Genomic DNA, 25,015 nt, shown 5'->3' with positions numbered 1-25,015 from the left:
AACGTTTCTCGCTCATTTTATCTTGGGTTAATCCGTTATTTTACCCTTTTCCACGGTAAACATCTTCGAATTTTCATCGGACATGTCTATAACGTGTTCAGCGCTAATTGCGCTGACAAAGACCTGAGATTGCGTGGCTTTTAAGCGGCTGGCCAGCAGCCCGCGACGCGCATCATCCAGTTCAGAGGCAAAATCATCTATCAGGTACAGGCAGCGCCGTCCGCTTTCGCGGGTCAGGAACTCCCCTTGCGCCAGACGTAAGGCGCACATCAGCAGCTTGAGCTGCCCACGCGACAACGTATCTTCCACCGGCGCACCGTCGGCGCGAATGCGGAAATCCGCCTTATGCGGACCGTGCGCGGTGTAGGTCAACATGCGATCGCGTTCAAAACTACGTTCCAGCACTTCGGCGTAATCTGTCTCTTTCTCCCAGCCGCGCTGGAAAGAGAAGGAGAGAGAAAACTCGGGAAGAAACTGCTGGCAGGTATCCGCCATATCCTGCGCGATACCGGCGCTGTACTCCGCGCGCCAGGTGCTGATTTGTTCCGCCAGTGGGATCAGTTCTTTATCCCACGGGCGCAGTTGCTCATAACGACTCACCTGGCGCAGCGCTGCATTGCGCTGCTTGAGCAGTCGCTTCAGGTTACTCCAGGCGGTGAAAAATCCGGCTTCATTGTGAAAGCATCCCCAGTCAAGGAATGCTCTTCTGTATTTGGGGCCGCCATTGAGTAAAGTAAACCCCTCAGGCGTGATCAACTGCATCGGCATCAGGTGCGCCAGTTCCGCGACCTTGTGCCCGTCAGTGCCGTCAATGCGCACTTTGCTGTCACCCAGTTTGTCTTTCGTCAGGCCAATCGACGTCTCACGTTCTTCACCCTGCAAACGCCCGTGTAAAACAAACGACTCCTGCTCGTGGCGAATCACGCGGCCAATCTGCAAACTGCGAAACGCCCGACCATGGCCGAGCGTATAGATAGCTTCCAGCACGCTGGTTTTGCCGCTGCCGTTAGCGCCTACCAGAAAGTTAAAGCCGGGAGATAAAGCGAGATCCGCATTTTCGATATTGCGAAAATCGCGGATCAACAGGCGGGTCAGCGACATTACAGTCTCATTGGCATAACAACGTAAGCCGCGCTCTGGCTGGCTGCATCTTCAATTTGTACACTGGAGACGGAATCGGTCAGCAGAATACGCACGTTTTCGCACTTCAGCGCGTTCAGAACGTCCAGTACGTAGCTAACGTTAAAGCCGATTTCCAGTTCAGTACCAGGATAGGAAACATCCAGAATTTCTTCTGCTTCTTCCTGCTCCGGGTTGTTGGCAGTGATTTTGAGCTGGTTTTCGCTGACATACAGACGCACGCCACGGAATTTCTCGTTGGAGAGAATCGCCGCACGCGCAAACGCCTGTTTGAGGATATCGCAACCGGCTTCCAGATGTTTGTCCGGATTCTTCGGCAATACGCGTCGATAATCCGGGAAACGACCGTCAACCAGCTTGGAAGTAAAGATGAAGTCACCAACGTGCGCACGAATATTGTTGCTGCCAATCTGCACGCGCAGCGGGTTATCGCCGCCGTCGAGCATACGCATCAGTTCAATCACACCTTTACGCGGTACGATCACCGAATGGCTAGGCAACGGCTGACCGACAGGCATTGAACAGACCGCCAGGCGGTGACCGTCGGTCGCCACGGTACGCAACTCTTCCCCTTCGGTTTCAAACAGCATGCCGTTTAAGTAGTAACGCACGTCCTGATGCGCCATCGAAAACTGCGTGGCTTCAATCAGGCGCTTCATTGTCGCCTGTGGCAGGGTGAATTCGACTTCGCTCTGCCAGTCGTCCAGATTCGGGAAGTCGGCGGCAGGCAGCGTAGACAGCGAGAAACGGCTGCGGCCAGAACGCACCAGCATACGGTCGCCTTCCAGTTGAACGGCAATTTCCGCCCCTTCTGGTAATCCACGGCAAATATCGAAGAATTTACGCGCCGGTACGGTGGTCGCACCAGGTTCATGAGGCTGGATCAGCGCCACGCGCGCCACCATCTCCATTTCGAGATCGGTACCGGTAAGCGAAAGGGTGCCGTCAGCAACCTGCAGCAGCAGGTTTCCGAGGATCGGCAGTGTAGGACGTCCACCCAGCGGGCCGCTGACCTGCTGAAGCGGTTTTAATAAATGTTCACGTTCAACGGTAAATTTCATAGCGTCACGAAGATAATGTTCTGATTAAATTGGAGAAATCTTCTTTAATATCATGGCTTTCTTCACGCAACTGCTCAATCTTGCGGCAGGCATGAAGCACGGTAGTATGGTCACGCCCACCAAACGCGTCGCCAATTTCCGGCAGACTGTGGTTAGTGAGCTCTTTTGCCAGCGCCATCGCCATCTGGCGCGGACGAGCTACCGAGCGAGATCGACGCTTAGAAAGCAGATCCGCAATTTTGATTTTGTAATACTCCGCCACCGTCTTCTGGATATTGTCGATGGTGACCAGCTTTTCCTGCAAAGCCAGCAGATCGCGCAGCGCTTCACGCACGAAATCGATAGTAATCGCCCGGCCGGTAAAATTGGCGTTGGCGATCACGCGGTTCAGTGCGCCTTCCAGCTCACGTACGTTAGAGCGTAGACGCTTGGCAATAAAGAACGCTACTTCACCCGGCAGACGAATGTCGTTTTCGTCGGCTTTTTTCATCAGGATCGCAACACGCGTTTCCAGTTCAGGCGGTTCGATCGCGACAGTCAGTCCCCAGCCAAAACGGGATTTCAGACGATCTTCAACGCCGTTGATCTCCTTCGGATAGCGATCCGAGGTCAGGATGATCTGCTGATTGCCTTCCAGCAGGGCGTTAAAGGTGTGGAAAAACTCTTCCTGCGATCGCTCTTTATTCGCGAAGAATTGGATATCGTCAATCAGCAGCGCGTCAACGGAACGGTAGTAGCGTTTAAACTCTTCGATCGCATTGTTTTGCAGGGCTTTGACCATGTCCTGCACAAAACGCTCGGAGTGCATATACACCACTTTGGCGTTTGGCTTACGCGCCATAATGCCGTTACCGACAGCGTGCAGCAGGTGAGTTTTACCCAGGCCCGTACCGCCATAAAGGAATAACGGATTGTAGGCGCCGCCAGGATTGTCCGCCACCTGACGTGCCGCCGCGCGCGCCAGTTGGTTAGATTTACCTTCAACGAAGTTATCAAACGTGTGTTTGACGTTGACGTTAGAACGATAGGTAGGTTCTGCCGGAGCCGGGACGTTATCCCAGCCTGGACGCGCCGCCGGAGCAGCACGTTGTGGTTGCACTTGCTGAGTCACGTGGGCGGGCGCAACAACGTTGTTGACCGGCGTTTTCAGCGTTTGCGTGACGGGTTTAGTACCGACTTCAAAGCGCAGCTGTGGGGCATCCGCTCCACAGAAATTATTGAGTAATCCATTAATATTATTAAGGTATTTATCCCTTACCCAATCGAGCACGAAACGGTTTGGCGCGTACAAAGCCAGCGTGTTATCGCTCAGTTCCGCCTGCAACGGGCGTATCCACATACTGAACTCTGTGGCTGGTAACTCATCCTGCAATCGGGCAAGACACTGCTGCCAAAGCGAAAGTGACACGGCGGACTCCACTCGAACAAAAGTCGATAAATGACAAAGGCTGAAACATTCATGATTGTTGACGCACACCGACAAGACCCTATGCAAAGGGTGACGTGCGAATTGCTATCTGCAATTTTTACCCGATCAGGATCCATTGAAACGATCAGGACCGCGGATCATAGCGTAAACTGAGAAAGAGATCTTCTGTTTCTCACAGATTCTTCCCGATTTATCCACAGGATGATCCAGAATCGGCTAAGTGTAAACGATCCTGGAGAAGTGCTGCAGGTTTTAGCGCGCATATTGAAAAAATTAATGAGTAAAGATGCTTTACTGCTTAAACGATCTAATAAAGATCCCGAGCGATCCTTGCGCTTTATCCACCAGCCCGTATAATTCTTACCCCCAGCGAGTAACGGTCGCCTTACGGCGTCAACGCTGCCTGTTTTTTACGCGAAACCATGCGGAAAAAAGCGGGAAATAAGGAAAGAGAATTGACTCCGGAGTGTACAATTATTACAATCCGGCCTCTTTAATCACCCACACTGTGGCGTAAGTCGTTCGAAATTCGTTCGGGTATACGCAAAAGTCAGTGAATTTATTCAAGTTTAGGTAGAAATCGCCATGAAACGCACTTTTCAACCGTCTGTACTGAAGCGCAACCGTTCTCACGGCTTCCGTGCTCGTATGGCTAATAAAAATGGTCGTCAGGTTCTGGCACGTCGTCGTGCTAAAGGCCGTTCTCGTCTGACCGTTTCTAAGTAATAAAAGCTAGCCCCTGAGTGGTTAAGCTCGCATTTCCCAGGGAGTTACGTTTGTTAACTCCCACTCATTTCACATTCGTCTTCCAGCAGCCACAACGGGCTGGCACGCCGCAAATCACCATCCTCGGCCGCCTGAATTCGCTGGGGCATCCCCGTATCGGTCTTACAGTCGCCAAGAAAAATGTTAAACGTGCGCATGAACGCAATCGGATTAAACGTCTGACGCGTGAAAGCTTCCGTTTACGTCAGCACGAGCTTCCAGCAATGGATTTCGTGGTGGTGGCGAAAAAAGGGGTTGCTGACCTCGATAACCGTGCTCTCTCGGAAGCGTTGGAAAAATTATGGCGTCGCCATTGTCGCCTGGCTCGCGGGTCCTGATAGCCCTCATTCGGGTCTATCAACGCCTGATCAGTCCGCTGCTTGGGCCGCATTGCCGTTTCACTCCAACCTGTTCGAGCTACGGAATTGAGGCATTGCGCAGGTTTGGAGTGATAAAAGGCAGTTGGTTGACGGTGAAACGCGTATTAAAATGCCACCCTTTACACCCTGGTGGTGACGATCCCGTCCCGCCCGGACCATTTGATACCAGAGAACACTAACGATGGATTCGCAACGCAATCTTTTAGTCATCGCTTTGCTGTTCGTGTCTTTCATGATCTGGCAAGCCTGGGAGCAGGATAAAAACCCGCAACCTCAGGCCCAACAGACCACGCAGACAACGACCACCGCAGCGGGTAGCGCCGCAGACCAGGGCGTACCGGCCAGTGGCCAGGGGAAACTGATTACGGTTAAAACTGACGTGCTTGATCTGACCATCAACACCCGTGGTGGTGATGTGGAACAGGCTTCACTGCCAGCTTACCCGAAAGAACTCGGTTCTACCGAACCGTTCCAGTTACTGGAAACCACGCCACAGTTCATCTATCAGGCACAGAGTGGCCTGACAGGTCGTGACGGCCCGGATAACCCGGCTAACGGCCCGCGTCCGCTGTACAACGTCGAGAAAGACGCGTTTGTACTGGCTGACGGTCAGAACGAACTGCAGATCCCGATGACCTATACTGACGCAGCGGGTAACACATTCACTAAAACGTTTGTACTCAAGCGTGGTGAATATGCTGTCAACGTTAACTACAGCGTGCAGAACGCCGGCGAAAAACCGCTGGAAGTCTCCACCTTTGGTCAGCTGAAGCAATCCATCAATCTGCCATCTCATCGCGACACAGGTAGCAGCAACTTTGCGCTGCACACCTTCCGCGGCGCGGCGTACTCCACGCCGGATGAGAAGTATGAGAAATACAAATTCGACACCATTGCTGAAAACGAAAACCTGAACGTCAATGCTAAAGACGGCTGGGTCGCAATGCTGCAACAGTATTTCGCAACGGCATGGGTTCCGCGTAACGACGGCACCAACAACTTCTATACCGCTAACCTGGGTAACGGCATTGCCGCTATCGGCTATAAGTCACAACCGGTACTGGTACAGCCTGGCCAGACTGGCGCGATGACCAGTACCCTGTGGGTCGGCCCGGAAATTCAGGATAAAATGGCGGCCGTTGCACCGCACCTGGATCTGACCGTGGATTACGGCTGGTTGTGGTTCATTTCTCAGCCGCTGTTTAAACTGCTGAAGTGGATCCATAGCTTCCTGGGTAACTGGGGCTTCTCCATCATCGTTATCACCTTTATCGTTCGTGGCATCATGTACCCGCTGACCAAAGCGCAGTACACCTCCATGGCGAAGATGCGTATGCTGCAGCCGAAGATTCAGGCAATGCGTGAGCGTCTGGGCGATGACAAACAGCGTCAGAGCCAGGAAATGATGGCCCTGTACAAAGCTGAGAAGGTTAACCCGCTGGGCGGCTGCTTCCCGCTGATCATCCAGATGCCAATCTTCCTGGCGTTGTACTACATGCTGATGGGCTCCATTGAACTGCGTCATGCACCGTTCGCTCTGTGGATCCATGACCTGTCTGCACAGGACCCGTACTACATTCTGCCAATTCTGATGGGCGTGACGATGTTCTTCATTCAGAAGATGTCTCCGACCACCGTAACCGACCCGATGCAGCAGAAGATCATGACCTTTATGCCGGTCATCTTCACCGTGTTCTTCCTGTGGTTCCCGTCAGGTCTGGTGCTGTACTATATCGTCAGCAACCTGGTAACCATTATTCAGCAGCAGCTGATTTACCGTGGTCTGGAGAAGCGTGGCCTGCATAGCCGCGAGAAGAAAAACTCCTGATTCGGTGTAGGCCGGATTAGGCGAAGCCGCCATCCGGCAAACGGAACATAAAGTAAAGGGCGGTCATTAGACCGCCTTTTTTATTGCATTAAGAAGAGACAAACCATGAGCCATAACGACACCATCGTCGCTCAGGCCACCCCACCGGGACGTGGTGGCGTGGGTATCCTGCGTATCTCCGGCCTGAAGGCGCGTGAGGTCGCAGAAACCGTACTGGGGAAACTACCCAAACCGCGTTATGCCGATTATCTGCCGTTTAAAGACGCGGATGGCAGCACGCTGGATCAGGGGATTGCCCTGTGGTTCCCCGGCCCGAACTCCTTTACCGGCGAAGACGTTTTAGAGCTTCAGGGCCACGGAGGTCCGGTGATTCTTGACCTGCTGCTCAAACGTATTCTGACCATTCCCGGGCTGCGCATTGCCAGACCCGGTGAATTCTCCGAGCGCGCGTTTCTCAATGATAAGCTCGATTTAGCCCAGGCCGAGGCGATTGCCGACCTGATCGATGCCAGCTCGGAGCAAGCCGCTCGCTCGGCGCTGAACTCGTTGCAGGGTGCATTTTCCGCACGGGTAAATCATCTTGTGGAAGCGCTCACTCACCTGCGCATCTATGTGGAAGCGGCGATCGACTTCCCGGATGAAGAAATCGACTTCCTGTCTGACGGCAAGATTGAAGCGCAGCTCAATAACGTTATCAGCGATCTTGATGCCGTACGTGCCGAAGCGCGTCAGGGTAGCCTGCTGCGCGAAGGGATGAAGGTAGTCATTGCCGGTCGCCCTAACGCCGGGAAATCGAGCCTGCTGAACGCGCTGGCAGGCCGTGAGGCGGCTATTGTGACCGACATTGCGGGGACGACTCGCGACGTACTGCGTGAGCATATTCATATCGACGGTATGCCGCTGCACATCATCGATACTGCCGGTTTGCGCGATGCCAGCGATGAAGTTGAACGCATTGGTATCGAACGTGCCTGGCAGGAAATCGAACAAGCCGACCGTGTGCTGTTTATGGTGGATGGCACCACCACCGACGCCGTGGACCCAGCTGACATCTGGCCAGACTTTATTGCCCGTCTGCCAGCCAAACTGCCGATTACCGTGGTGCGTAACAAAGCGGATATTACCGGTGAGACGCTGGGCCTTAGCGAAGTAAATGGCCACTCACTGGTTCGTCTCTCCGCACGTACCGGTGAAGGTGTTGACGTACTGCGTAACCATCTCAAACAGAGCATGGGCTTTGAAACCAATATGGAAGGTGGCTTCCTGGCGCGTCGTCGTCACCTGCAGGCACTGGCAGAAGCGGCGGAGCATCTTGAGCAGGGTAAAGCCCAACTTCTCGGCGCATGGGCCGGAGAATTGCTGGCAGAGGAGCTACGTCTGGCGCAGCAGAACCTCAGTGAGATCACCGGGGAATTTACCTCCGACGATCTGCTGGGACGAATTTTCTCCAGCTTCTGTATTGGTAAGTAACGTTGTATTGCCCGGTGGCGCGATGCTTGCCGGGCCTACAGGCCCTGTAGGCCGGATAAGGCGTTTACACCGCCATCCGGCAACAACAATTTCCCATGCGGAAATCACTGTTGTCCAAATGGCAACTCGTGCAGTTGACTCTCTGACCGTATGCTTAGCGCCACATTTCTCATGAGGTCGCTATGACACGCTTTCTAATCTGCAGTTTCGCCCTGGTTCTTCTTTATCCTGCCGGTATTGATATGTATCTGGTGGGGCTGCCCCGTATTGCGGCCGATCTACAGGCCAGCGAGGCGCAACTGCATATCGCGTTTTCGGTTTATCTGGCGGGAATGGCGACGGCGATGCTTTTCGCCGGAAAAGTTGCCGACCAGTCAGGACGTAAACCAGTCGCTATTGTCGGTGCACTCATCTTTATTTTCGCCTCTGCGCTGTGTTCATTTGCCGAGAGCGGTACGCCGTTCCTGGTAGGCCGCTTTATTCAGGGTGTGGGCGCCGGCTGCTGCTATGTGGTGGCTTTCGCTATTCTGCGCGATACGCTCGACGATCGTCGCCGGGCGAAGGTACTGTCGTTGTTGAACGGTATTACCTGTATCGTGCCGGTGCTGGCTCCGGTGATGGGGCATCTGATCATGCTCAAATACCCGTGGCAGAGCCTGTTCTACACGATGATGGGAATGGGTGTGGCTGTTTGCCTGCTGTCGGTGTTTGTCCTGCAAGAATCGCGCCCAGCAACGCTTATGGCGACGATGGAAAAGAACCACACAACCGAATCACTGGTAAACCGCTTTTTCTTAAGCCGTCTGGCCATTACCACCCTTAGCGTGTCGGTGATCCTGACCTTCGTGAATACGTCTCCGGTGCTGCTGATGGAAGTGATGGGCTTCGACCGCGGCGAGTACGCCACTACCATGGCCATGACCGCTGGCATCAGTATGGCGGTCTCTTTCTCTACGCCATTCGCCCTGAGCGTGTTTAAGCCTCGCGTTATGATGCTGACCTCGCAGGTGCTCTTTCTGTGTGCTGGCGTGGTGTTAACCCTTGCTACTTCACACGCGGTAACGTTGTTCGGGTTAACCTTAATCTGCGCCGGATTCTCGGTCGGTTTCGGTGTTGCGATGAGCCAGGCGCTGGGACCGTTCTCGCTGCGCGCGGGCGTCGCCAGCTCGGCATTAGGTATTGCACAGGTTTGCGGTTCCTCGCTGTGGATTTGGCTGGCGGCTGTTCTTGGCCTTGATGCGCTGAATATGCTGATCGGGATTCTGATTGGCTGTAGCATAGTGAGTATCATGCTGATTATCACTGTTGCACCTAACCGGTCCGCGCCAACTCATGAAGAAATCCCTCAGCAGTCTCGATCTTAATTTATTGCTCTGCCTGCAGCTGTTGATGCAGGAACGCAGCGTCACTAAAACCGCTAAACGGATGAACGTCACACCGTCGGCGGTCAGTAAGTCGCTGTCGAAGCTGCGGGCCTGGTTTGACGATCCCTTGTTTGTGAACACCCCGCTGGGGCTATCGCCGACGCCGCTGATGGTCAGCATGGAGCAGAGCCTGGCTGAATGGATGCAAATGGGCAATCAGCTGCTCGATAAGCCGCACCATGAATCGCCGCGCGGGCTGAAGTTTGATCTGGTGGCCGAAACGCCACTGGTGATGATCATGTTCAACGCGCTCTCCCGGCAGATTTACCAGCGCTATCCTCAGGCGACGATCAAAATACGCAACTGGGACTATGATTCGCTGGATGCCATTATTCGCGGTGAAGTGGATATTGGCTTCACCGGGCGCGAAAGTCATCCGCGTTCGCGCGAACTGCTGAGTTTGTTGCCATTGTCGATCGACCATGAAGTGCTGTTTTCCGATCTGCCCTGTGTCTGGCTACGTGAAGATCATCCCGCACTGCAGGAAGAGTGGAATCTGGACACCTTTCTGCGCTATCCGCACATCAGCATTAGCTGGGAGCAAAGCGATACTTGGGCGCTGGATGAAGTCCTGCAAGAAATGGGACGCGCACGCAATATCGCGTTATGTCTGCCTGGTTTTGAGCAATCGCTGTTTATGGCAGCGCAGCCAGATCACGCGCTGATTGCCACCGCCCCGGTTTATTGCCAGCGTTATAACCAACTCCACCAGCTTCCACTCGTTGCGCGGCCGATGCCATTTGATACGGCGCAACTGGAAAAAATGCGCGTACCGTTCACTCTTCTTTGGCATAAACGCAACAGCCACAATCCTAAGATCGTCTGGCTAAAAGACACGATCAAGGCGCTTTATCGCGATATATCCTGACGATCCGTCATTTTGGTGTTTCTAAATCGACCATTCTGGCAACAGAAATGTAAATATCGCGTAATGTATCCCATTTCCGCTTATTTTTTGGGCAGCAAAGCCTGCCCGGAAGCCGTGTAAATGTTACTCTGGTGATAATCACGGACCATTAATCACGGAGCGAAAAATGGCGACACATTTTGCCAGAGGGATTCTTACGGAGGGACACCTGGTTTCAGTTCGTCTCCCTACTCCATGTCACATTGAAGCAAGAGATCTACCCGCCCACCGCCGAACACGCTTCCTGGCCTCCCGAAGTCTTCTCGCCGAACTGATGTTCATGCTTTACGGCACCAGCACATTGCCTGAGATTGTTACTGAGGCGAAAGGTAAGCCCGTTTTTCGCGATAAGAATCTACCGGGATTTTCGATCTCTTATGCCGGAAATATCGTCGGCGTTGTGCTAACGACTGAAGGAACGTGCGGCCTGGATATGGAACTTCAGCGGGCAACCCGCGGGTTTAACAATCCAAATTCAGCGGAAACGTGGCGCTTCTCCAGTAACGAAAACCTGTGGATCAATAATCAAAACGACCCCAATGAAGCGCGCGCGCAGCTCATTACATTGCGCCAGAGCGTACTCAAACTCACTGGCGATGTATGCAATGACGATCCGCGCGAACTCCAGCTTTTACCCGGCGCAGGACGCCTGAAATGTGCCCATGTTGCGCAGATTGAAGCCATTTGCGATGCGGAAGATGTGCTGGTGTGGTCGGTTGCGGTTTCGCCAGCCATTGAAAAACTCAAGGTTTGGGAGTTTGATGGTCAGCAGGACTGGATAAGTTTGCCTGATATCCAGACTCGCGCCAATGAGCCAACGGGTCGTCTGATCCGGTTCTCTCAATTATGCGCAGCGAAAAGCCATACGCTTTGATTTAACCTTCATGATGAAACAGGAGTCACCATGTCTGAAACATTGAATGTTGTTACGTTACTGGGAAGTCTGCGCAAAGGTTCGTTTAATGGAATGGTTGCCCGTACACTGCCCAAGATTGCTCCCGCAGGAATGGAAGTGAGCGCGTTACCGTCGATTGGTGATATCCCACTGTACGATGCCGATCTCCAGCAGGAAGAAGGTTTTCCGGCCAGCGTAGAAGCACTGGCTGAGCAAATCAGAAAGGCTGACGGTGTCGTCATCGTCACACCTGAATATAACTATTCTGTTCCGGGCGGACTGAAGAACGCCATCGACTGGCTGTCTCGCCTGCCCGATCAGCCATTATCCGGCAAACCGGTGCTGATCCAGACCAGCTCCATGGGTGCCATTGGCGGCGCGCGCTGCCAGTACCATCTGCGTCAAATCCTGGTGTTCCTCGACGCCATGGTAATGAACAAGCCGGAATTTATGGGCGGGGTCATTCAAAACAAGGTGGATCCGCAGACGGGTGAAGTGATTGACCAAAGCACGCTGGACCATCTGACCGGCCAGTTGACCGCATTTGGCGACTACATCCAACGCGTGAAAGCCTAAAAGAAAACGCCCGCCAGCAACGATGCCTGGCGGGCAGTTGTCCAGACCGATATTTTAGTGCGCGTCGATAAACACAATCTTCAGTACAAACAGCAGCGCGACAACGATGACGCACGGGCTGAGATCGCGGAAACGTCCAGTACCGATTTTCATCACGCAGTAAGAGATAAAGCCCAGCGCAATACCTTCGGTAATTGAGAAGCTAAACGGCATCATCACAGCGGTAATAAACGCCGGAACCGCTTCAGTCAGATCATCCCACTTCACGCGTGACAGGCTTGATGTCATCAGCACGCCAACATAAATCAGCGCACCTGCTGCTGCATAGCCCGGTACCATACCCGCCAGCGGCGACAGGAAGATAACCAGCAGGAACAGCAGGCCAACGACGACTGCCGTCAGGCCGGTACGGCCACCAACCGACACCCCGGAAGAGGATTCAATATAGGCGGTAACGGAAGAAGTCCCGATAAACGCCCCGGTAACCGACGACACGCTATCCACATACAGCGCCTGCTTCATGCGTGGAAACTTGCCCTTCGCGTCCGCCAGACCGGCTTTATCCGTCACGCCAATCAGCGTACCGGAGGAGTCAAACAGGTTGACCAGCATGAACGAGAAAATCACACCCGCCAGACCAATGTTAAACGAACCGGCCAGATCGACATGTCCGATAACGGACATCACGCTCGGCGGCGCAGAAACGATACCGTTGTAATGGACATCACCCAGCATCCAGCCCAGCAGCGTGGTTACAATGATGGAAATCAGCACCGCCGCATGAATATTACGTGACGCCAGAATCGCGATGATAAAGAAGCCCAGAATACCGAGAAGTACGCTGTGGGACGTCAGGTTACCGATAGACACCAGCGTGTCTTTGTTGGCGACGATAACACCTGCGTTTTTCAGCCCCATCATGCCGATGAACAGACCGATACCGCTGGTGATCCCCACTCGCAGACTAACTGGGATATTAGCAATCATCCAGTAACGTACACGGAAAATGGTCAACAGCAGCAGACCTACCGCGCCCCAGAAGATAGCACCCATACCGATCTGCCATGACAGGCCCATCGCGCCGACGACCACGAAAGCGAAAAATGCGTTCAGGCCCATAGCAGGCGCAAGTGCGACCGGCAGGTTAGCAAATAGCCCCATCAGGATGCTACCAAAGGCAGCAATAAGGCAGGTGGTAACAAAGACGGCGCTGGTATCCATGCCAGCCACGCCAAGAATTTGCGGGTTAACAAAAACGATATACACCATCGTCAGGAAGGTGGTTAAACCGGCAATCACTTCGGTCCGTGCCGTCGTGCCATGTTCGCGCAGTTTGAACACGCGTTCCAGCATCCCCTGGCCAGAAGCCTGGGTTGTGTGTTGTTGACTCATTATCAATTTCCGAACAAGGAGGGAAAATTCGTCGCTATCCTATACCAAAATGCGACAATAGGGTTGGGTTATGAGCAACTTTTTTCATTGATTTTGCTTATACGGCAACGATTGCGTCGCCCAATAATGCATTACGAAAACGTTAAACTTGTTAAAACGGAAATGACATGTCCCAGATAGAAGCCGTATTTTTTGACTGTGACGGTACCCTTGTCGACAGTGAAGTGATTTGTTCTCGCGCGTATGTCAGCATGTTCCAGGCGTTTGGCATTACGCTCGATCTTGAAGAAATTTTCAAACGCTTCAAGGGGGTAAAGCTGTACGAGATCATCGACATTATCAACGAAGAGCACGGTGTCGAACTGGCAAAAGCCGATTTAGAACCTGTTTACCGCGCTGAGGTCGCACGTCTGTTCGATACCGAGCTGGAAGTCATTGCTGGTGCGAACACGCTGCTGGACAGCATGGCTGTGCCAATGTGCGTGGTGTCTAACGGTCCGGTCAGCAAAATGCAGCATTCGCTGGGTAAGTTGGGCATGTTGCACCATTTTCCTGATTTACTGTTCAGCGGCTACGATATCCAACGCTGGAAGCCCGATCCGGCCCTAATGTTCCATGCGGCAAAAGCAATGGACGTTAATGTTGAGAACTGCATTCTGGTTGATGATTCCAGCGCAGGCGCGCAGGCGGGGATTGCGGCGGGGATGGAAGTGTTCTACTTCTGCGCCGATCCGCATAACAAACCGATCGATCATCCAAAAGTCACGACCTTTACCGATCTGACACAGTTGCCGGAATTGTGGAAGGCGCGGGGTTGGGATATTACCCGGTAATTTTTTGTAGGCCCGGTAAGCTTGCGCCACCGGGCAATTGCCGGATGGCGCTAACGCTTATCCGGCCTACTTTCTACGTTTTTATCACTCTTTAGGATCTTTGCCCGCCAGCAACTTATCCAGCTCATCGCCGCCCACGTGACGGAAGTCTTGTCCCTTCACGAAATAGAAGATGTATTCGCAGATATTCTGGCAGCGGTCACCGATACGTTCGATGGAACGTGCGCAGAACAGCGCGGTCAGCACGCTTGGAATGGTACGTGGGTCTTCCATCATATAAGTCATCAGCTGACGCACGATGCCTTCATACTCCTGGTCAACTTTCTTATCTTCGCGATAAATACGTACCGCTTCGTCGAGATCCATACGCGCAAACGCATCCAACACGTCGTGCAGCATCTGCACGGTGTGACGACCCAGCGACTCCAGACTTACCAGCAGCGGCTGGTGCTGTTGCGAGAACTTCTCCAGCGCGGTGCGGCAAATTTTATCTGCCACGTCGCCAATACGTTCCAGCTCAGCGATGGTTTTGATAATCGCCATCACCAGACGCAGGTCGCTCGCTGTCGGTTGACGCTTGGCGATGATACGCACGCAGGCTTCGTCGATCGCCACCTCCATCATGTTGACGTTCTTATCGCCTTCAATGACGCGCTTCGCCAGCTCGCTGTCCTGGTTGTGCATCGCCGTGATTGCATCAGAAAGCTGCTGCTCGACCATGCCGCCCATGGTCATCACCTGGGTACGGATGCTTTCCAGCTCTGCATTGAACTGGCCGGAAATATGTTTATTAAGGTTAAGGTTATCCACAACAAGCTCCTGAATCAGCCGTAACGACCGGTGATGTAATCTTCAGTTTGTTTCTTCGCGGGCTTGGTGAACAGATCGTCCGTGTTACTGAACTCAATCAACTCGCCCAGGTACATAAATGCCGTGTGATCGGAACAACGCGCAGCCTGCTGCATGTTGTGGGTAACGATAACGACGGTGTAATCCTCTTTCAGCTCAGTGATCAGCTCTTCGATACGCCCGGTAGAAATAGGGTCGAGCGCTGAACATGGCTCATCAAGCAGAAGCACTTCCGGGCGAATGGCGATGCCACGCGCAATACACAGTCGCTGCTGCTGACCACCCGAGAGAGAGTACCCGCTCTGGTGTAATTTATCTTTGGTTTCATTCCACAATGCGGCCTTGGTCAATGCCCACTGCACGCGTTCGTCCATATCCGCACGCGAGAGTTTCTCAAACAGACGTACGCCAAAAGCGATGTTGTCGTAGATGGACATCGGGAACGGCGTGGGCTTCTGGAATACCATGCCCACTTTGGCTCGCAGCAGAGCGATATCCTGGGTATTGGTGAGAATATTGTCGCCATCCAGCAGAATTTCACCTTCCGCACGCTGCTCCGGGTACAGTTCAAACATTTTGTTGAACGTACGCAGCAGCGTCGATTTACCACAGCCAGAAGGCCCGATAAACGCCGTTACCTGGTTTTTAGCAATATCCAGGTTGATGTTCTTCAGGGCATGGAATTTGCCATAGTAGAAGTTCAAATCACGAACCTGAATCTTACCTGGGGCAGTATCAACCATACTCATTTCAATCTTTTCCTCATCCGGCGCCGCATCAGCCACGCCGTAAAAATTAACCGTGTTTCTTCTTCGCGAAAATGACGCGCGCCAGAATGTTCAGCAGCAGTACGCACAGGGTAATAATCAGTACCCCGGCCCAGGCCAGTTGCTGCCACTCAGCAAACGGGCTCATCGCAAACTTAAAGATAGTGACCGGCAGGTTGGCGATAGGCTGCATCATGTCAGTGCTCCAGAACTGGTTGGAGAGCGACGTAAACAGCAGCGGAGCCGTTTCACCTGCGATACGAGCAATTGCTAACAGAACACCTGTAATGATGCCCGAGACAGATGCCTTCAGGGTGATCGCAGAAATCATCTTCCATTTCGGCGTACCCAGTGCATAGGCGGCTTCACGCAGGCTATCTGGCACCAGCTTGAGCATGTTCTCTGTGGTACGAATAACAATAGGCACCTGCAGCAGCGCCAGCGCGATCACGCCCGCCCAGCCGGAGAAATGCTCCATTTTTGCTACCACGATGGTGTAAACGAACAGACCGACCACGATGGATGGCGCAGAAAGCAGGATGTCATTGATAAAGCGGATGACCTCAGCCAGCCAGGACTTACGCCCATACTCCGCCAGGTAGATACCCGCCATAATGCCGAGCGGGGTACCAAACACGGTCGCCCACAGAATCAACAGACCGCTACCGGCCAGGGCGTTCGCCAGACCACCACCCGCCGTATTCGGCGGCGGCGTCATTTCGGTGAACAGCGCCAGCGACATACCGTCAATACCGCGGGTGATCGTGGACATCAGGATCCAAATGAGCCAGAACAGACCGAACGCCATGGTCGCCATAGAGAGCGTCAGCGCGATGCGGTTTTTCAGACGACGACGCGCCTGCATTTTACGGCGGGATTCCGCAAGCTGAGCGGTGTTTTGCATTTCAAGCGTAGCCATTAGCGTGCCCCCTCGTTCTTCGCAAGGCGCATGATCATGAACTTAGACGCAGCCAGCACGATGAAGGTGATCACAAACAGAATCAGACCCAGCTCCATCAACGCTGCAACGTGCAGCCCAGATTCCGCTTCGGCAAATTCATTCGCCAGCGCAGAGGTAATACTGTTGCCCGGCATGTACAGCGAGGCGCTATCGAGCTGGTAGGTGTTACCGATGATAAAGGTCACCGCCATGGTTTCACCCAGCGCACGCCCCAGACCCAGCATCACGCCGCCAATTACACCGTTTTTAGTGAACGGCAGGACGATACGCCAGATAACTTCCCAGGTGGTACAGCCGATGCCGTAGGCCGACTCTTTCATAAGTACCGGCGTTTGTTCGAACACATCACGCATAACCGCCGCAATGTACGGGATGATCATGATGGCGAGGATCACGCCAGCCGCCAGAATACCGATACCAAAAGCTGGGCCGGAGAACAGTGCGCCAACAAACGGAATGTTGGAAAGGATGTTTCCGACTGGCTCCTGGAAATAAGTCGCAAACAGCGGGGCAAAGATAAACAGCCCCCACATGCCGTACACGATACTCGGAATTGCCGCCAGCAGTTCAATAGCGATGCCCAGCGGGCGACGCAGCCAGCCAGGTGCAAGTTCAGTCAGGAACAGCGCAATGCCGAAACTCACCGGAACGGCAATCAGCAGTGCAATAAGTGAGGTAACCAGCGTACCGTAAATCGGTACTAAAGCACCGTAGATATCGTTCGGCGCATCCCAGTCTTTGGTCCACAGAAAGGAGAAACCAAATTTCTGAATGCTTGGCCAGGAGGAGATAACCAGAGAGACAATAATGCCACCCAACATCAATAGCACAATCAGCGCAGCCAGTCTTACCAGCGCGCTGAAGATCATGTCACCCTTTTTACCCGGTGGGTTAAAAGCAGGCTTGGTTGCAGCCATAAATCACTCTTTAAGTTAAACGCGTTTACGAAGTTGCCCATGCCGGATGGCGCTACGCTTATCCGGCCTACAAAGCGGGCCTACAGTCGAAACCGTAGGGCGGATAAGCGTAGCGCCATCCGCCAACTCGTTAAAGATATTCTATTAGTACAGCGCTTTACCGCTGCTGTCTTTCACGTTGGTCTTCCATGCAGCACGAACCTGCTCAACCACGCTGTCCGGCAGGCTGGCGTAATCCAGGTCGTTAGCCTGTTTGCCGCCATTTTTGTACGCCCAGTCGAAGAACTTCAGCACTTCTGCGCTCTGCTCTGGTTTCTTCGACTCTTTATGGACCAGGATGAAGGTGGTGGAGGTGATTGGCCACGCGTCGTCACCTTTCTGGTTAGTCAGATCCTGAGCGAAAGTTTTGCTCCAGTCAGCGCCTTTTGCGGCGTTAGCAAAGCTCTCTTCTGTCGGGCTTACCGGTTTGCCATCAGCAGAGACCAGCTTGGTGTACGCCAGGTTGTTCTGCTTAGCGTAAGCGTACTCAACGTAACCGATAGAACCCGGCAGACGCTGTACGAACGCAGCGATACCGTCGTTACCTTTACCGCCCAGACCGGTCGGCCAGTTCACAGTAGAGCCGGAACCAATTTTAGATTTCCACTCTTCGTTTACTTTTGCCAGGTAGCTGGTGAAAACGAAGGAAGTACCGGAACCGTCAGCGCGACGCACAACGGCGATATTCTGTGAAGGCAGCTTCAGACCCGGGTTCAGTTTGGTGATGGCTTCATCATCCCACTTCTTAATTTTACCGAGGTAGATGTCACCCAGCGTTTTACCGTCCAGCACCAGCTCGCCGGATTTCAGGCCCGGGATATTCACAGCCAGCACTACGCCACCGATCACGGTCGGGAACTGGAACAGACCTTCTTGCGCCAGTTTTTCGTCAGACAGCGGTGCATCAGAAGCGCCGAAATCAACGGTATTGGCCGTAATTTGTTTTACACCACCGGAGGAGCCGATACCCTGGTAGTTTACTTTGCTACCGGTCTCTTTCTGATAGGTATCTGCCCATTTGGCATACACTGGCGCAGGGAAGGTTGCACCTGCACCTGTCAGGCTCGCTGCTGCAAACGCAGAGAACGCGCTCATGGATAAGGTCGCGGCGACAACAGTTGCGACAGTGGTACGCATAACTTTCATAATGTCTCCTGCACGGTTTTCGTAAATCGTTGTTTGAGTTGCTACTGTGAGCAAAATAGGACAAACAGGTGACAGTTAAATGTACGAAATATGACAGTTTTATGACAACGAAAAATACGGGAAGTTTTTTTATCTAAAAACAAATTCAAAACAAAAAGTTAGTCGCTATCATGACAATAACATTTCGTTAAAATTTTCTTTTTATGACACTGAAAACAGTAGTTGAAGATGACGGTTTGTCACATAAAACAGGCGGGATAATTGATTAAAAACAGAACAAGTTTAAAAAAATGCCCCGCTTATAGCAGGGCATTTCCAGTTCAGTTAAGCACGGATTACTCTACGGTAACTGACTTCGCCAGGTTACGCGGCTGATCGACGTCGGTGCCTTTAATCAGTGCCACATGATACGCCAGCAGCTGCAGCGGAACGGTGTAGAAGATCGGTGCAATCACCTCTTCCACATGCGGCATCTCGATGATGTGCATGTTTTCGCTGCTGGTAAAGCCAGCGTCCTGGTCAGCAAAGACGTACAGCTGACCGCCACGGGCGCGAACTTCTTCAATGTTGGATTTCAGTTTTTCCAACAGTTCGTTGTTCGGCGCAACCACGATAACCGGCATATCGGCATCAATCAGCGCCAGCGGACCGTGTTTCAGTTCACCTGCGGCATAAGCTTCAGCGTGAATATAAGAGATCTCTTTCAGCTTCAGCGCGCCTTCCAGCGCAATTGGATACTGATCGCCACGGCCGAGGAACAGCGCATGGTGTTTATCAGAGAAACCTTCTGCCAGAGCGGCAATGCGTTTGTCCTGAGACAACATCTGCTCAATACGACTCGGCAGCGCCTGCAGACCGTGAACGATCTCCTGCTCAATAGACGCATCAAGGCCTTTCAGACGGGACAGTTTCGCCACCAGCATCAGCAGAACGGTCAGCTGAGTGGTAAATGCCTTCGTGGAGGCCACACCGATTTCGGTACCGGCATTGGTCATCATCGCCAGGTCAGATTCACGCACCAGAGAGGAGCCCGGAACGTTACAGATAGCCAGCGAGCCCAGATAGCCCAGCTCTTTGGATAAGCGCAGGCCCGCCAGGGTATCCGCCGTTTCACCAGACTGAGAAAGGGTAATCATCAGGCTGTTACGACGCACGGCAGATTTGCGATAGCGGAATTCGGAAGCGATTTCGACATCACAAGGAATACCCGCCAGTGATTCAAACCAGTAACGGGACACCATACCGGAGTTGTACGACGTACCGCAGGCGATAATCTGGATATGCTCAACCTGAGACAGCAGCTCGTTGGCACGCGACCCCAGCTCGCTAAAATCCACTTCACCGTGGTTAATGCGCCCGGTCAGCGTATTTTTAATCGCGTTCGGCTGTTCGTAGATCTCTTTCTGCATGTAGTGGCGATAAATACCTTTTTCGCCCGCGTCATACTGCAGATTCGATTCGATATCCTGACGTTTAACTTCTGCGCCAGACTTGTCGAAAATAGAGACAGAACGACGAGTCACTTCCGCGATGTCACCCTCTTCCAGGAAGATGAAGCGACGGGTTACCGGCAGCAGCGCCAGCTGATCGGAAGCGATGAAGTTTTCGCCCATACCCAGACCAATCACCAGCGGGCTACCAGAACGGGCCGCCAGCAGGGTTTCCGGATTACGGGTATCCATGATCACCGTGCCGTAGGCACCGCGCAGCTGCGGAATAGTACGCAGCACGGCTTCACGCAGCGTTCCACCCTGTTCCAGTTCCCAGTGCACCAGGTGAGCAATCACTTCGGTGTCGGTTTCAGAAACAAAGGTATAGCCACGCGTTTTCAACAGCTCACGCAGTGGTTCATGGTTTTCAATGATGCCGTTATGCACCACAACAATGTGTTCAGAAACATGGGGATGCGCGTTCGCTTCTGAAGGTTCACCGTGTGTAGCCCAGCGGGTGTGAGCGATACCTGTACCACCATGCAACGGATGTTCTTCCGCAGCAGCAGTCAGCATCTGCACTTTACCCAGACGACGCAGACGGGTCATGTTACCTTCAGCATCGACGACGGCCAGACCAGCAGAGTCATAACCACGATATTCCAGACGACGTAAACCTTCGAGAAGGATTTCAGCTACATCACGCTGCGCGATAGCGCCAACAATTCCACACATATTTTTTGATTCCGAATTTAGGCATTATGCCTGTCGTTGTCGCTGACCTGTATTTGCCCATTTCGGGCGCCCCGAGCCTTGTAGAGAGTGGGGTTATTTTTATGGTATTGCTTGTTGAGCGGAGGATTATGTTATCCCCTCATCTCTTGTCTGCCTGATGGCGCTTACGCTTATCAGGCCTACAGAACGTCACCGCACGTAGGCCGCCATCTGGCAAAAATCACTTACTTCTTCTTCACCGGACGCTGCCAGCCCTGTTTATGGACTTGAGGTACACGGCTTAATACCAGTTCATTATCGGCGACATTACGCGTTACGGTGGTTCCGGCGGCGATCGTTGCACCTTTACCCACGGTGACAGGCGCCACCAGCTGAGTATCAGAACCCACAAACACATCATCACCAATAATGGTTTTAAACTTATTGGCGCCATCGTAGTTGCAGGTAATCGTACCCGCGCCGATATTCACGTTATCGCCAATTTCCGCATCACCCAGGTAGGTCAAATGACCGGCTTTGGAGCCTTTACCCAGACGCGCTTTTTTCATTTCGACGAAGTTACCCACGTGTGCGCCTTCCTGCAGCTCAGCACCCGGGCGCAGACGTGCGAATGGACCAATGGTGCAAGCGGCTTCCAGATGCGCATCTTCCACCACACTGTATGGGCTAAGCTCGCAACCCTCACCAATCACGCTGTTTTTGATGATGCAACCGGCGCCAATCTTGACGCGATCCCCAACGGTTACGTTACCTTCAATGATAACGTTAGTATCAATTTCAACATCGCGCCCGTGAATAAGCGTACCGCGAAGATCAAAACGTGCCGGATCGCGCAGCATCACGCCTGCCAGCAGCAGTTTTTCTGCCTGCTCGGACTGATAAACACGTTCCAGACGGGATAGCTGAAGACGGTTATTCACCCCTTCAGTTTCGCTAATGCGTGCCGGATGTACTGCAGCAATTTCACGTCCTTCCTGATACGCCATCGCGATGATATCGGTGATGTAGTATTCACCCTGCACGTTGTTGTTGGTCAGTTTAGACAGCCAACGCTTCATGTCAGCGCCGTTGGCAATCAGGATACCAGTGTTTATTTCCTGGATTTGACGCTGCTCGTCGGTGGCATCTTTATGCTCAACGATACCCGTGACATTGCCGTTATCGCGGGTAATTCGGCCATAACCGGTTGGGTCATCAAGTTTTACCGTTAGCAAGCCAATGCCGCCCTGCGGTTTGGCTTCACGCAGGCGACGTAAGGTATCGGTAGAGATCAGCGGCACATCGCCATAGAGCATTAAAATGTCTTCATCATCACCAAAGAATGGCGCCGCCTGCTGCATTGCATGGCCGGTACCCAACTGTTCCGCCTGCAGAACCCAGTTCAGATTGCCATCTTTCAGCGTCTGCTTGAGCAAATCACCACCGTGCCCGTAGACCAGATGTACGTGAGTCGCACCTAATTCATTAGCAGCATCAATGACATGCTGAACCATCGGTTTTCCTGCGAGGGTATGCAGCACTTTAGGGAGATCGGAATACATACGCGTGCCTTTGCCTGCGGCAAGGATCACGACGCTCATAGCTTTATTCAACATACACGTCCTGACTGTAATTTGAGAACGAATTTATACCGTTTCACATTGAAAATACTACATTTTTTTCATCGTGAAATGGACCGAAGATAAAACGTTCAACAGGGGTAATTCCCCATCTGATAACTCACTATTTTCGTCTAAATCAGTGTCTTTTGTCTGCCAAAAACCTGGGGGCTGCTCTTATTAAAGCCTTAGGTTAATGTTTTTGCTATTTTTTCACCGCATGAATAAAGAGTTACACATGCAAAGCCCGATTTTATTTATGTGATTCAGTGAGAAACCGAAAATGCGTACGCGAAATAAAAAGTTGAGGGAGAAGAGTAGGGGGAGGGGATTTATAACAACAAGTGGCGCTGACTGATAAACCATATCAAGCATCGCGCCACAGGACAGGCAGGTAAAGTCTAAAAGCTCATATTGCTGAACATGGCGATGATTTTATTGAGTAATTTCATGTTGGCATCTCTTTTTATCTGATTTTATTATGTGACATACATCACACAAAAAGAGTCTACGCCGCATTTTTTAGCCAATCAATATTTTTATGATCTAAATCACAAAACAGTTTTCAATTTAAATGTTCTTGCAGCAAAAGCAAAAAAAGCCAGCCTGGAAACCAGACTGGCCTTTGTGCTTTTCAAGCCGGTGTTACATCGCTTTTTTGGTCAACTCGATTACGCGCAGTTTCGCGATCGCTTTGGCCAGTTCCGCAGATGCCTGAGCGTAATCCACGTCACCATGAGAGCTCTTGATGTGCTCTTCAGCCTTACGCTTCGCTTCCAGGGCTCTCGCTTCATCGAGATCCTGTCCGCGAATCGCGGTATCAGCCAGAACGGTCACGCTGCCAGGCTGCACTTCGAGAATGCCGCCGGACAGGTAGATAAACTCTTCATGACCGAACTGTTTAACGATGCGGATCATACCAGGCTTAATGGCGGTGAGCAGCGGTGCGTGACCCGGGAAAATACCCAGTTCACCTTCACTACCCGTTACCTGGATTTTCTCGACCAGACCAGAGAACATTTGTTGCTCTGCGCTGACGACGTCCAGGTGGTAAGTCATTGCCATATCACCCTCCGATTAAGGCGTTAAAGTTTTTTGGCTTTTTCCACGGCTTCGTCGATAGAACCAACCATGTAGAACGCCTGCTCTGGCAGGTGGTCGTATTCGCCTTCCATGATGCCTTTAAAGCCACGGATGGTGTCTTTCAGGGAAACGTATTTGCCCGGAGAACCGGTGAATACTTCCGCAACGAAGAACGGCTGGGACAGGAAGCGCTGAATCTTACGTGCGCGAGCTACCACCAGTTTATCTTCTTCAGACAGTTCATCCATACCCAGGATGGCGATGATGTCTTTCAGTTCCTGATAACGCTGCAGCAGGGACTGTACGCCACGCGCGGTGTCGTAGTGTTCCTGACCAACAACCAGCGGATCCAGCTGACGGCTGGTGGAGTCCAGCGGGTCAACTGCCGGGTAGATACCCAGAGATGCGATCTGACGGCTCAGTACCACGGTTGCATCCAAGTGAGCAAAGGTGGTTGCTGGGGATGGGTCAGTCAAGTCATCCGCTGGTACGTATACCGCCTGAACGGAGGTGATAGAACCGGTTTTGGTGGAGGTGATACGTTCCTGCAGAACACCCATCTCTTCCGCCAGGGTCGGCTGGTAGCCTACCGCTGATGGCATACGACCCAGCAGTGCAGATACTTCTGTACCGGCCAGGGTGTAACGATAGATGTTATCAACGAACAGCAGAACGTCACGACCTTCGTCACGGAACTTCTCAGCCATGGTCAGACCGGTCAGCGCAACACGCAGACGGTTTCCCGGCGGCTCGTTCATCTGGCCATATACCAGGGATACTTTGTCCAGAACGTTGGAGTCGGTCATTTCGTGGTAGAAGTCGTTACCCTCACGAGTACGTTCACCTACGCCCGCAAACACGGAGTAACCGGAGTGTTCGATCGCGATGTTACGGATCAGCTCCATCATGTTTACGGTTTTACCTACACCCGCACCACCGAACAGACCAACTTTACCGCCCTTAGCGAACGGACACATCAGGTCGATAACTTTGATACCAGTTTCCAGCAGTTCCTGAGAGCTTGACAGCTCTTCGTAGGAAGGTGCTGCACGGTGGATAGCCCAACGCTCTTCTTCACCGATATCGCCTTTCATGTCGATCGGGTGACCCAGGACGTTCATGATACGACCCAGCGTTGCTTTACCTACCGGGACTTCGATCGGGTGCTCGAGGTCTTTAACTTCCAGACCACGACGCAGACCGTCAGAAGAACCCATGGCGATGGTACGTACGATACCGCCGCCGAGCTGCTGCTGAACTTCCAGCACCAGGCTCTCTTTACCATTCATAACCTCAAGAGCATCGTACACGCGCGGTACGGCATCCTGAGGGAATTCGACGTCAACCACGGCGCCGATTACCTGGACAATTTTTCCAGTAGCCATCTTGA

General features: G+C 52.7%; 24 protein-coding genes. 11 read left to right on the top strand and 13 right to left on the bottom strand.

Annotated elements, in window-relative coordinates:
• Positions 1 to 27 precede the first annotated feature (27 nt).
• The 3 genes from recF to dnaA are packed head-to-tail and all read right to left on the bottom strand — an operon-like array spanning position 28 to position 3,609.
• Positions 28 to 1,101, bottom strand: a complete 1,074-nt coding sequence (recF, locus tag OGV74_RS01440) for a DNA replication/repair protein RecF (RefSeq protein ID WP_003023865.1) — start codon at positions 1,099 to 1,101, stop codon at positions 28 to 30.
• Complete coding sequence (gene dnaN, locus OGV74_RS01435; protein WP_003023863.1) at positions 1,101 to 2,201, bottom strand: DNA polymerase III subunit beta; 1,101 nt, start codon at positions 2,199 to 2,201, stop codon at positions 1,101 to 1,103. Before dnaN ends, recF begins: the two co-directional genes overlap by 1 nt.
• Before the next feature lie 4 nt (positions 2,202 to 2,205).
• Positions 2,206 to 3,609, bottom strand: coding sequence for a chromosomal replication initiator protein DnaA (dnaA, locus tag OGV74_RS01430; protein WP_003023861.1), 1,404 nt, complete (start codon positions 3,607 to 3,609; stop codon positions 2,206 to 2,208).
• A gap of 222 nt (positions 3,610 to 3,831) precedes the next feature.
• Here dnaA and OGV74_RS23345 point away from each other — a divergent pair, with 222 nt between their 5' ends.
• The 10 genes from OGV74_RS23345 to OGV74_RS01385 all read left to right on the top strand — a co-directional run bounded on the left by OGV74_RS23345 (position 3,832) and on the right by OGV74_RS01385 (position 11,875).
• The gene (locus OGV74_RS23345; RefSeq protein ID WP_418219453.1) at positions 3,832 to 3,987 is read left to right on the top strand and encodes a hypothetical protein; all 156 of its coding nucleotides are present in this window, start codon (positions 3,832 to 3,834) and stop codon (positions 3,985 to 3,987) included.
• A 228-nt stretch (positions 3,988 to 4,215) separates the two neighbouring features.
• Positions 4,216 to 4,356, top strand: coding sequence for a 50S ribosomal protein L34 (gene rpmH, locus OGV74_RS01425; protein ID WP_003023858.1), 141 nt, complete (start codon positions 4,216 to 4,218; stop codon positions 4,354 to 4,356).
• A 17-nt stretch (positions 4,357 to 4,373) separates the two neighbouring features.
• Positions 4,374 to 4,733, top strand: a complete 360-nt coding sequence (gene rnpA, locus OGV74_RS01420; protein WP_003844432.1) for a ribonuclease P protein component — start codon at positions 4,374 to 4,376, stop codon at positions 4,731 to 4,733.
• Positions 4,697 to 4,954: a membrane protein insertion efficiency factor YidD gene (gene yidD / locus OGV74_RS01415; protein WP_003023846.1), complete on the top strand. Its 258-nt coding sequence runs from the start codon at positions 4,697 to 4,699 to the stop codon at positions 4,952 to 4,954. The genes rnpA and yidD overlap by 37 nt, the downstream gene beginning before the upstream one ends.
• A 2-nt stretch (positions 4,955 to 4,956) precedes the next feature.
• The gene (yidC, locus tag OGV74_RS01410) at positions 4,957 to 6,603 is read left to right on the top strand and encodes a membrane protein insertase YidC (protein ID WP_003023844.1); all 1,647 of its coding nucleotides are present in this window, start codon (positions 4,957 to 4,959) and stop codon (positions 6,601 to 6,603) included.
• A 105-nt stretch (positions 6,604 to 6,708) separates the two neighbouring features.
• Complete coding sequence (gene mnmE / locus OGV74_RS01405; protein ID WP_003840593.1) at positions 6,709 to 8,073, top strand: tRNA uridine-5-carboxymethylaminomethyl(34) synthesis GTPase MnmE; 1,365 nt, start codon at positions 6,709 to 6,711, stop codon at positions 8,071 to 8,073.
• Positions 8,074 to 8,255: 182 nt separating this feature from the next.
• Complete coding sequence (locus OGV74_RS01400) at positions 8,256 to 9,437, top strand: MFS transporter (protein WP_286520164.1); 1,182 nt, start codon at positions 8,256 to 8,258, stop codon at positions 9,435 to 9,437.
• Positions 9,406 to 10,365 (top strand): HTH-type transcriptional regulator YidZ, encoded by a 960-nt coding sequence (gene yidZ, locus OGV74_RS01395; RefSeq protein ID WP_003023837.1) that lies wholly within the window; start codon positions 9,406 to 9,408, stop codon positions 10,363 to 10,365. Before OGV74_RS01400 ends, yidZ begins: the two co-directional genes overlap by 32 nt.
• Before the next feature lie 166 nt (positions 10,366 to 10,531).
• Positions 10,532 to 11,278, top strand: coding sequence for a 4'-phosphopantetheinyl transferase family protein (locus tag OGV74_RS01390; RefSeq protein WP_086504701.1), 747 nt, complete (start codon positions 10,532 to 10,534; stop codon positions 11,276 to 11,278).
• 30 nt (positions 11,279 to 11,308) lie between these two features.
• Complete coding sequence (locus tag OGV74_RS01385) at positions 11,309 to 11,875, top strand: NADPH-dependent FMN reductase (RefSeq protein WP_003023832.1); 567 nt, start codon at positions 11,309 to 11,311, stop codon at positions 11,873 to 11,875.
• Positions 11,876 to 11,929: 54 nt separating this feature from the next.
• Here OGV74_RS01385 and adeP read toward each other — a convergent pair whose 3' ends face one another.
• Positions 11,930 to 13,267 (bottom strand): adenine permease AdeP, encoded by a 1,338-nt coding sequence (gene adeP, locus OGV74_RS01380; RefSeq protein ID WP_003023830.1) that lies wholly within the window; start codon positions 13,265 to 13,267, stop codon positions 11,930 to 11,932.
• A gap of 167 nt (positions 13,268 to 13,434) precedes the next feature.
• Between adeP and yieH the strand changes: the two genes are divergently transcribed.
• Positions 13,435 to 14,100, top strand: coding sequence for a 6-phosphogluconate phosphatase (yieH, locus tag OGV74_RS01375; protein ID WP_016151219.1), 666 nt, complete (start codon positions 13,435 to 13,437; stop codon positions 14,098 to 14,100).
• Positions 14,101 to 14,184: 84 nt separating this feature from the next.
• On the opposite strand, the gene phoU is transcribed toward yieH, so the two are convergent.
• The 9 genes from phoU to atpD form a co-directional block, all read right to left on the bottom strand.
• A complete protein-coding gene (gene phoU / locus OGV74_RS01370) occupies positions 14,185 to 14,910 on the bottom strand; it encodes a phosphate signaling complex protein PhoU (protein WP_003023824.1) in 726 nt (241 codons plus the stop codon).
• A 14-nt stretch (positions 14,911 to 14,924) separates the two neighbouring features.
• On the bottom strand, positions 14,925 to 15,698 hold the full coding sequence (pstB, locus tag OGV74_RS01365; RefSeq protein WP_003023821.1) for a phosphate ABC transporter ATP-binding protein PstB: 774 nt from the start codon (positions 15,696 to 15,698) through the stop codon (positions 14,925 to 14,927).
• A 46-nt stretch (positions 15,699 to 15,744) separates the two neighbouring features.
• The gene (gene pstA / locus OGV74_RS01360) at positions 15,745 to 16,635 is read right to left on the bottom strand and encodes a phosphate ABC transporter permease PstA (RefSeq protein ID WP_003023819.1); all 891 of its coding nucleotides are present in this window, start codon (positions 16,633 to 16,635) and stop codon (positions 15,745 to 15,747) included.
• Entirely contained in the window at positions 16,635 to 17,594 is a 960-nt protein-coding gene (pstC, locus tag OGV74_RS01355) for a phosphate ABC transporter permease PstC (protein ID WP_003023817.1), read from the bottom strand. The genes pstA and pstC overlap by 1 nt, the downstream gene beginning before the upstream one ends.
• A 144-nt stretch (positions 17,595 to 17,738) precedes the next feature.
• Positions 17,739 to 18,779 (bottom strand): phosphate ABC transporter substrate-binding protein PstS, encoded by a 1,041-nt coding sequence (pstS, locus tag OGV74_RS01350; protein WP_003023814.1) that lies wholly within the window; start codon positions 18,777 to 18,779, stop codon positions 17,739 to 17,741.
• 335 nt (positions 18,780 to 19,114) lie between these two features.
• Complete coding sequence (glmS, locus tag OGV74_RS01345; protein ID WP_086504702.1) at positions 19,115 to 20,944, bottom strand: glutamine--fructose-6-phosphate transaminase (isomerizing); 1,830 nt, start codon at positions 20,942 to 20,944, stop codon at positions 19,115 to 19,117.
• A 224-nt stretch (positions 20,945 to 21,168) separates the two neighbouring features.
• The gene (gene glmU, locus OGV74_RS01340) at positions 21,169 to 22,539 is read right to left on the bottom strand and encodes a bifunctional UDP-N-acetylglucosamine diphosphorylase/glucosamine-1-phosphate N-acetyltransferase GlmU (protein ID WP_003023811.1); all 1,371 of its coding nucleotides are present in this window, start codon (positions 22,537 to 22,539) and stop codon (positions 21,169 to 21,171) included.
• Between the two features lie 648 nt (positions 22,540 to 23,187).
• Positions 23,188 to 23,607 (bottom strand): F0F1 ATP synthase subunit epsilon, encoded by a 420-nt coding sequence (locus tag OGV74_RS01335; RefSeq protein ID WP_003023809.1) that lies wholly within the window; start codon positions 23,605 to 23,607, stop codon positions 23,188 to 23,190.
• A 20-nt stretch (positions 23,608 to 23,627) separates the two neighbouring features.
• Positions 23,628 to 25,010: a F0F1 ATP synthase subunit beta gene (atpD, locus tag OGV74_RS01330; protein WP_003023806.1), complete on the bottom strand. Its 1,383-nt coding sequence runs from the start codon at positions 25,008 to 25,010 to the stop codon at positions 23,628 to 23,630.
• Positions 25,011 to 25,015: the final 5 nt, after the last annotated feature.

This window comes from Citrobacter sp. Cf116, from assembly GCF_030336505.1.
Lineage (GTDB): Bacteria > Pseudomonadota > Gammaproteobacteria > Enterobacterales > Enterobacteriaceae > Citrobacter > Citrobacter freundii.
This window is presented reverse-complemented; position numbering and strand designations above follow the sequence as displayed.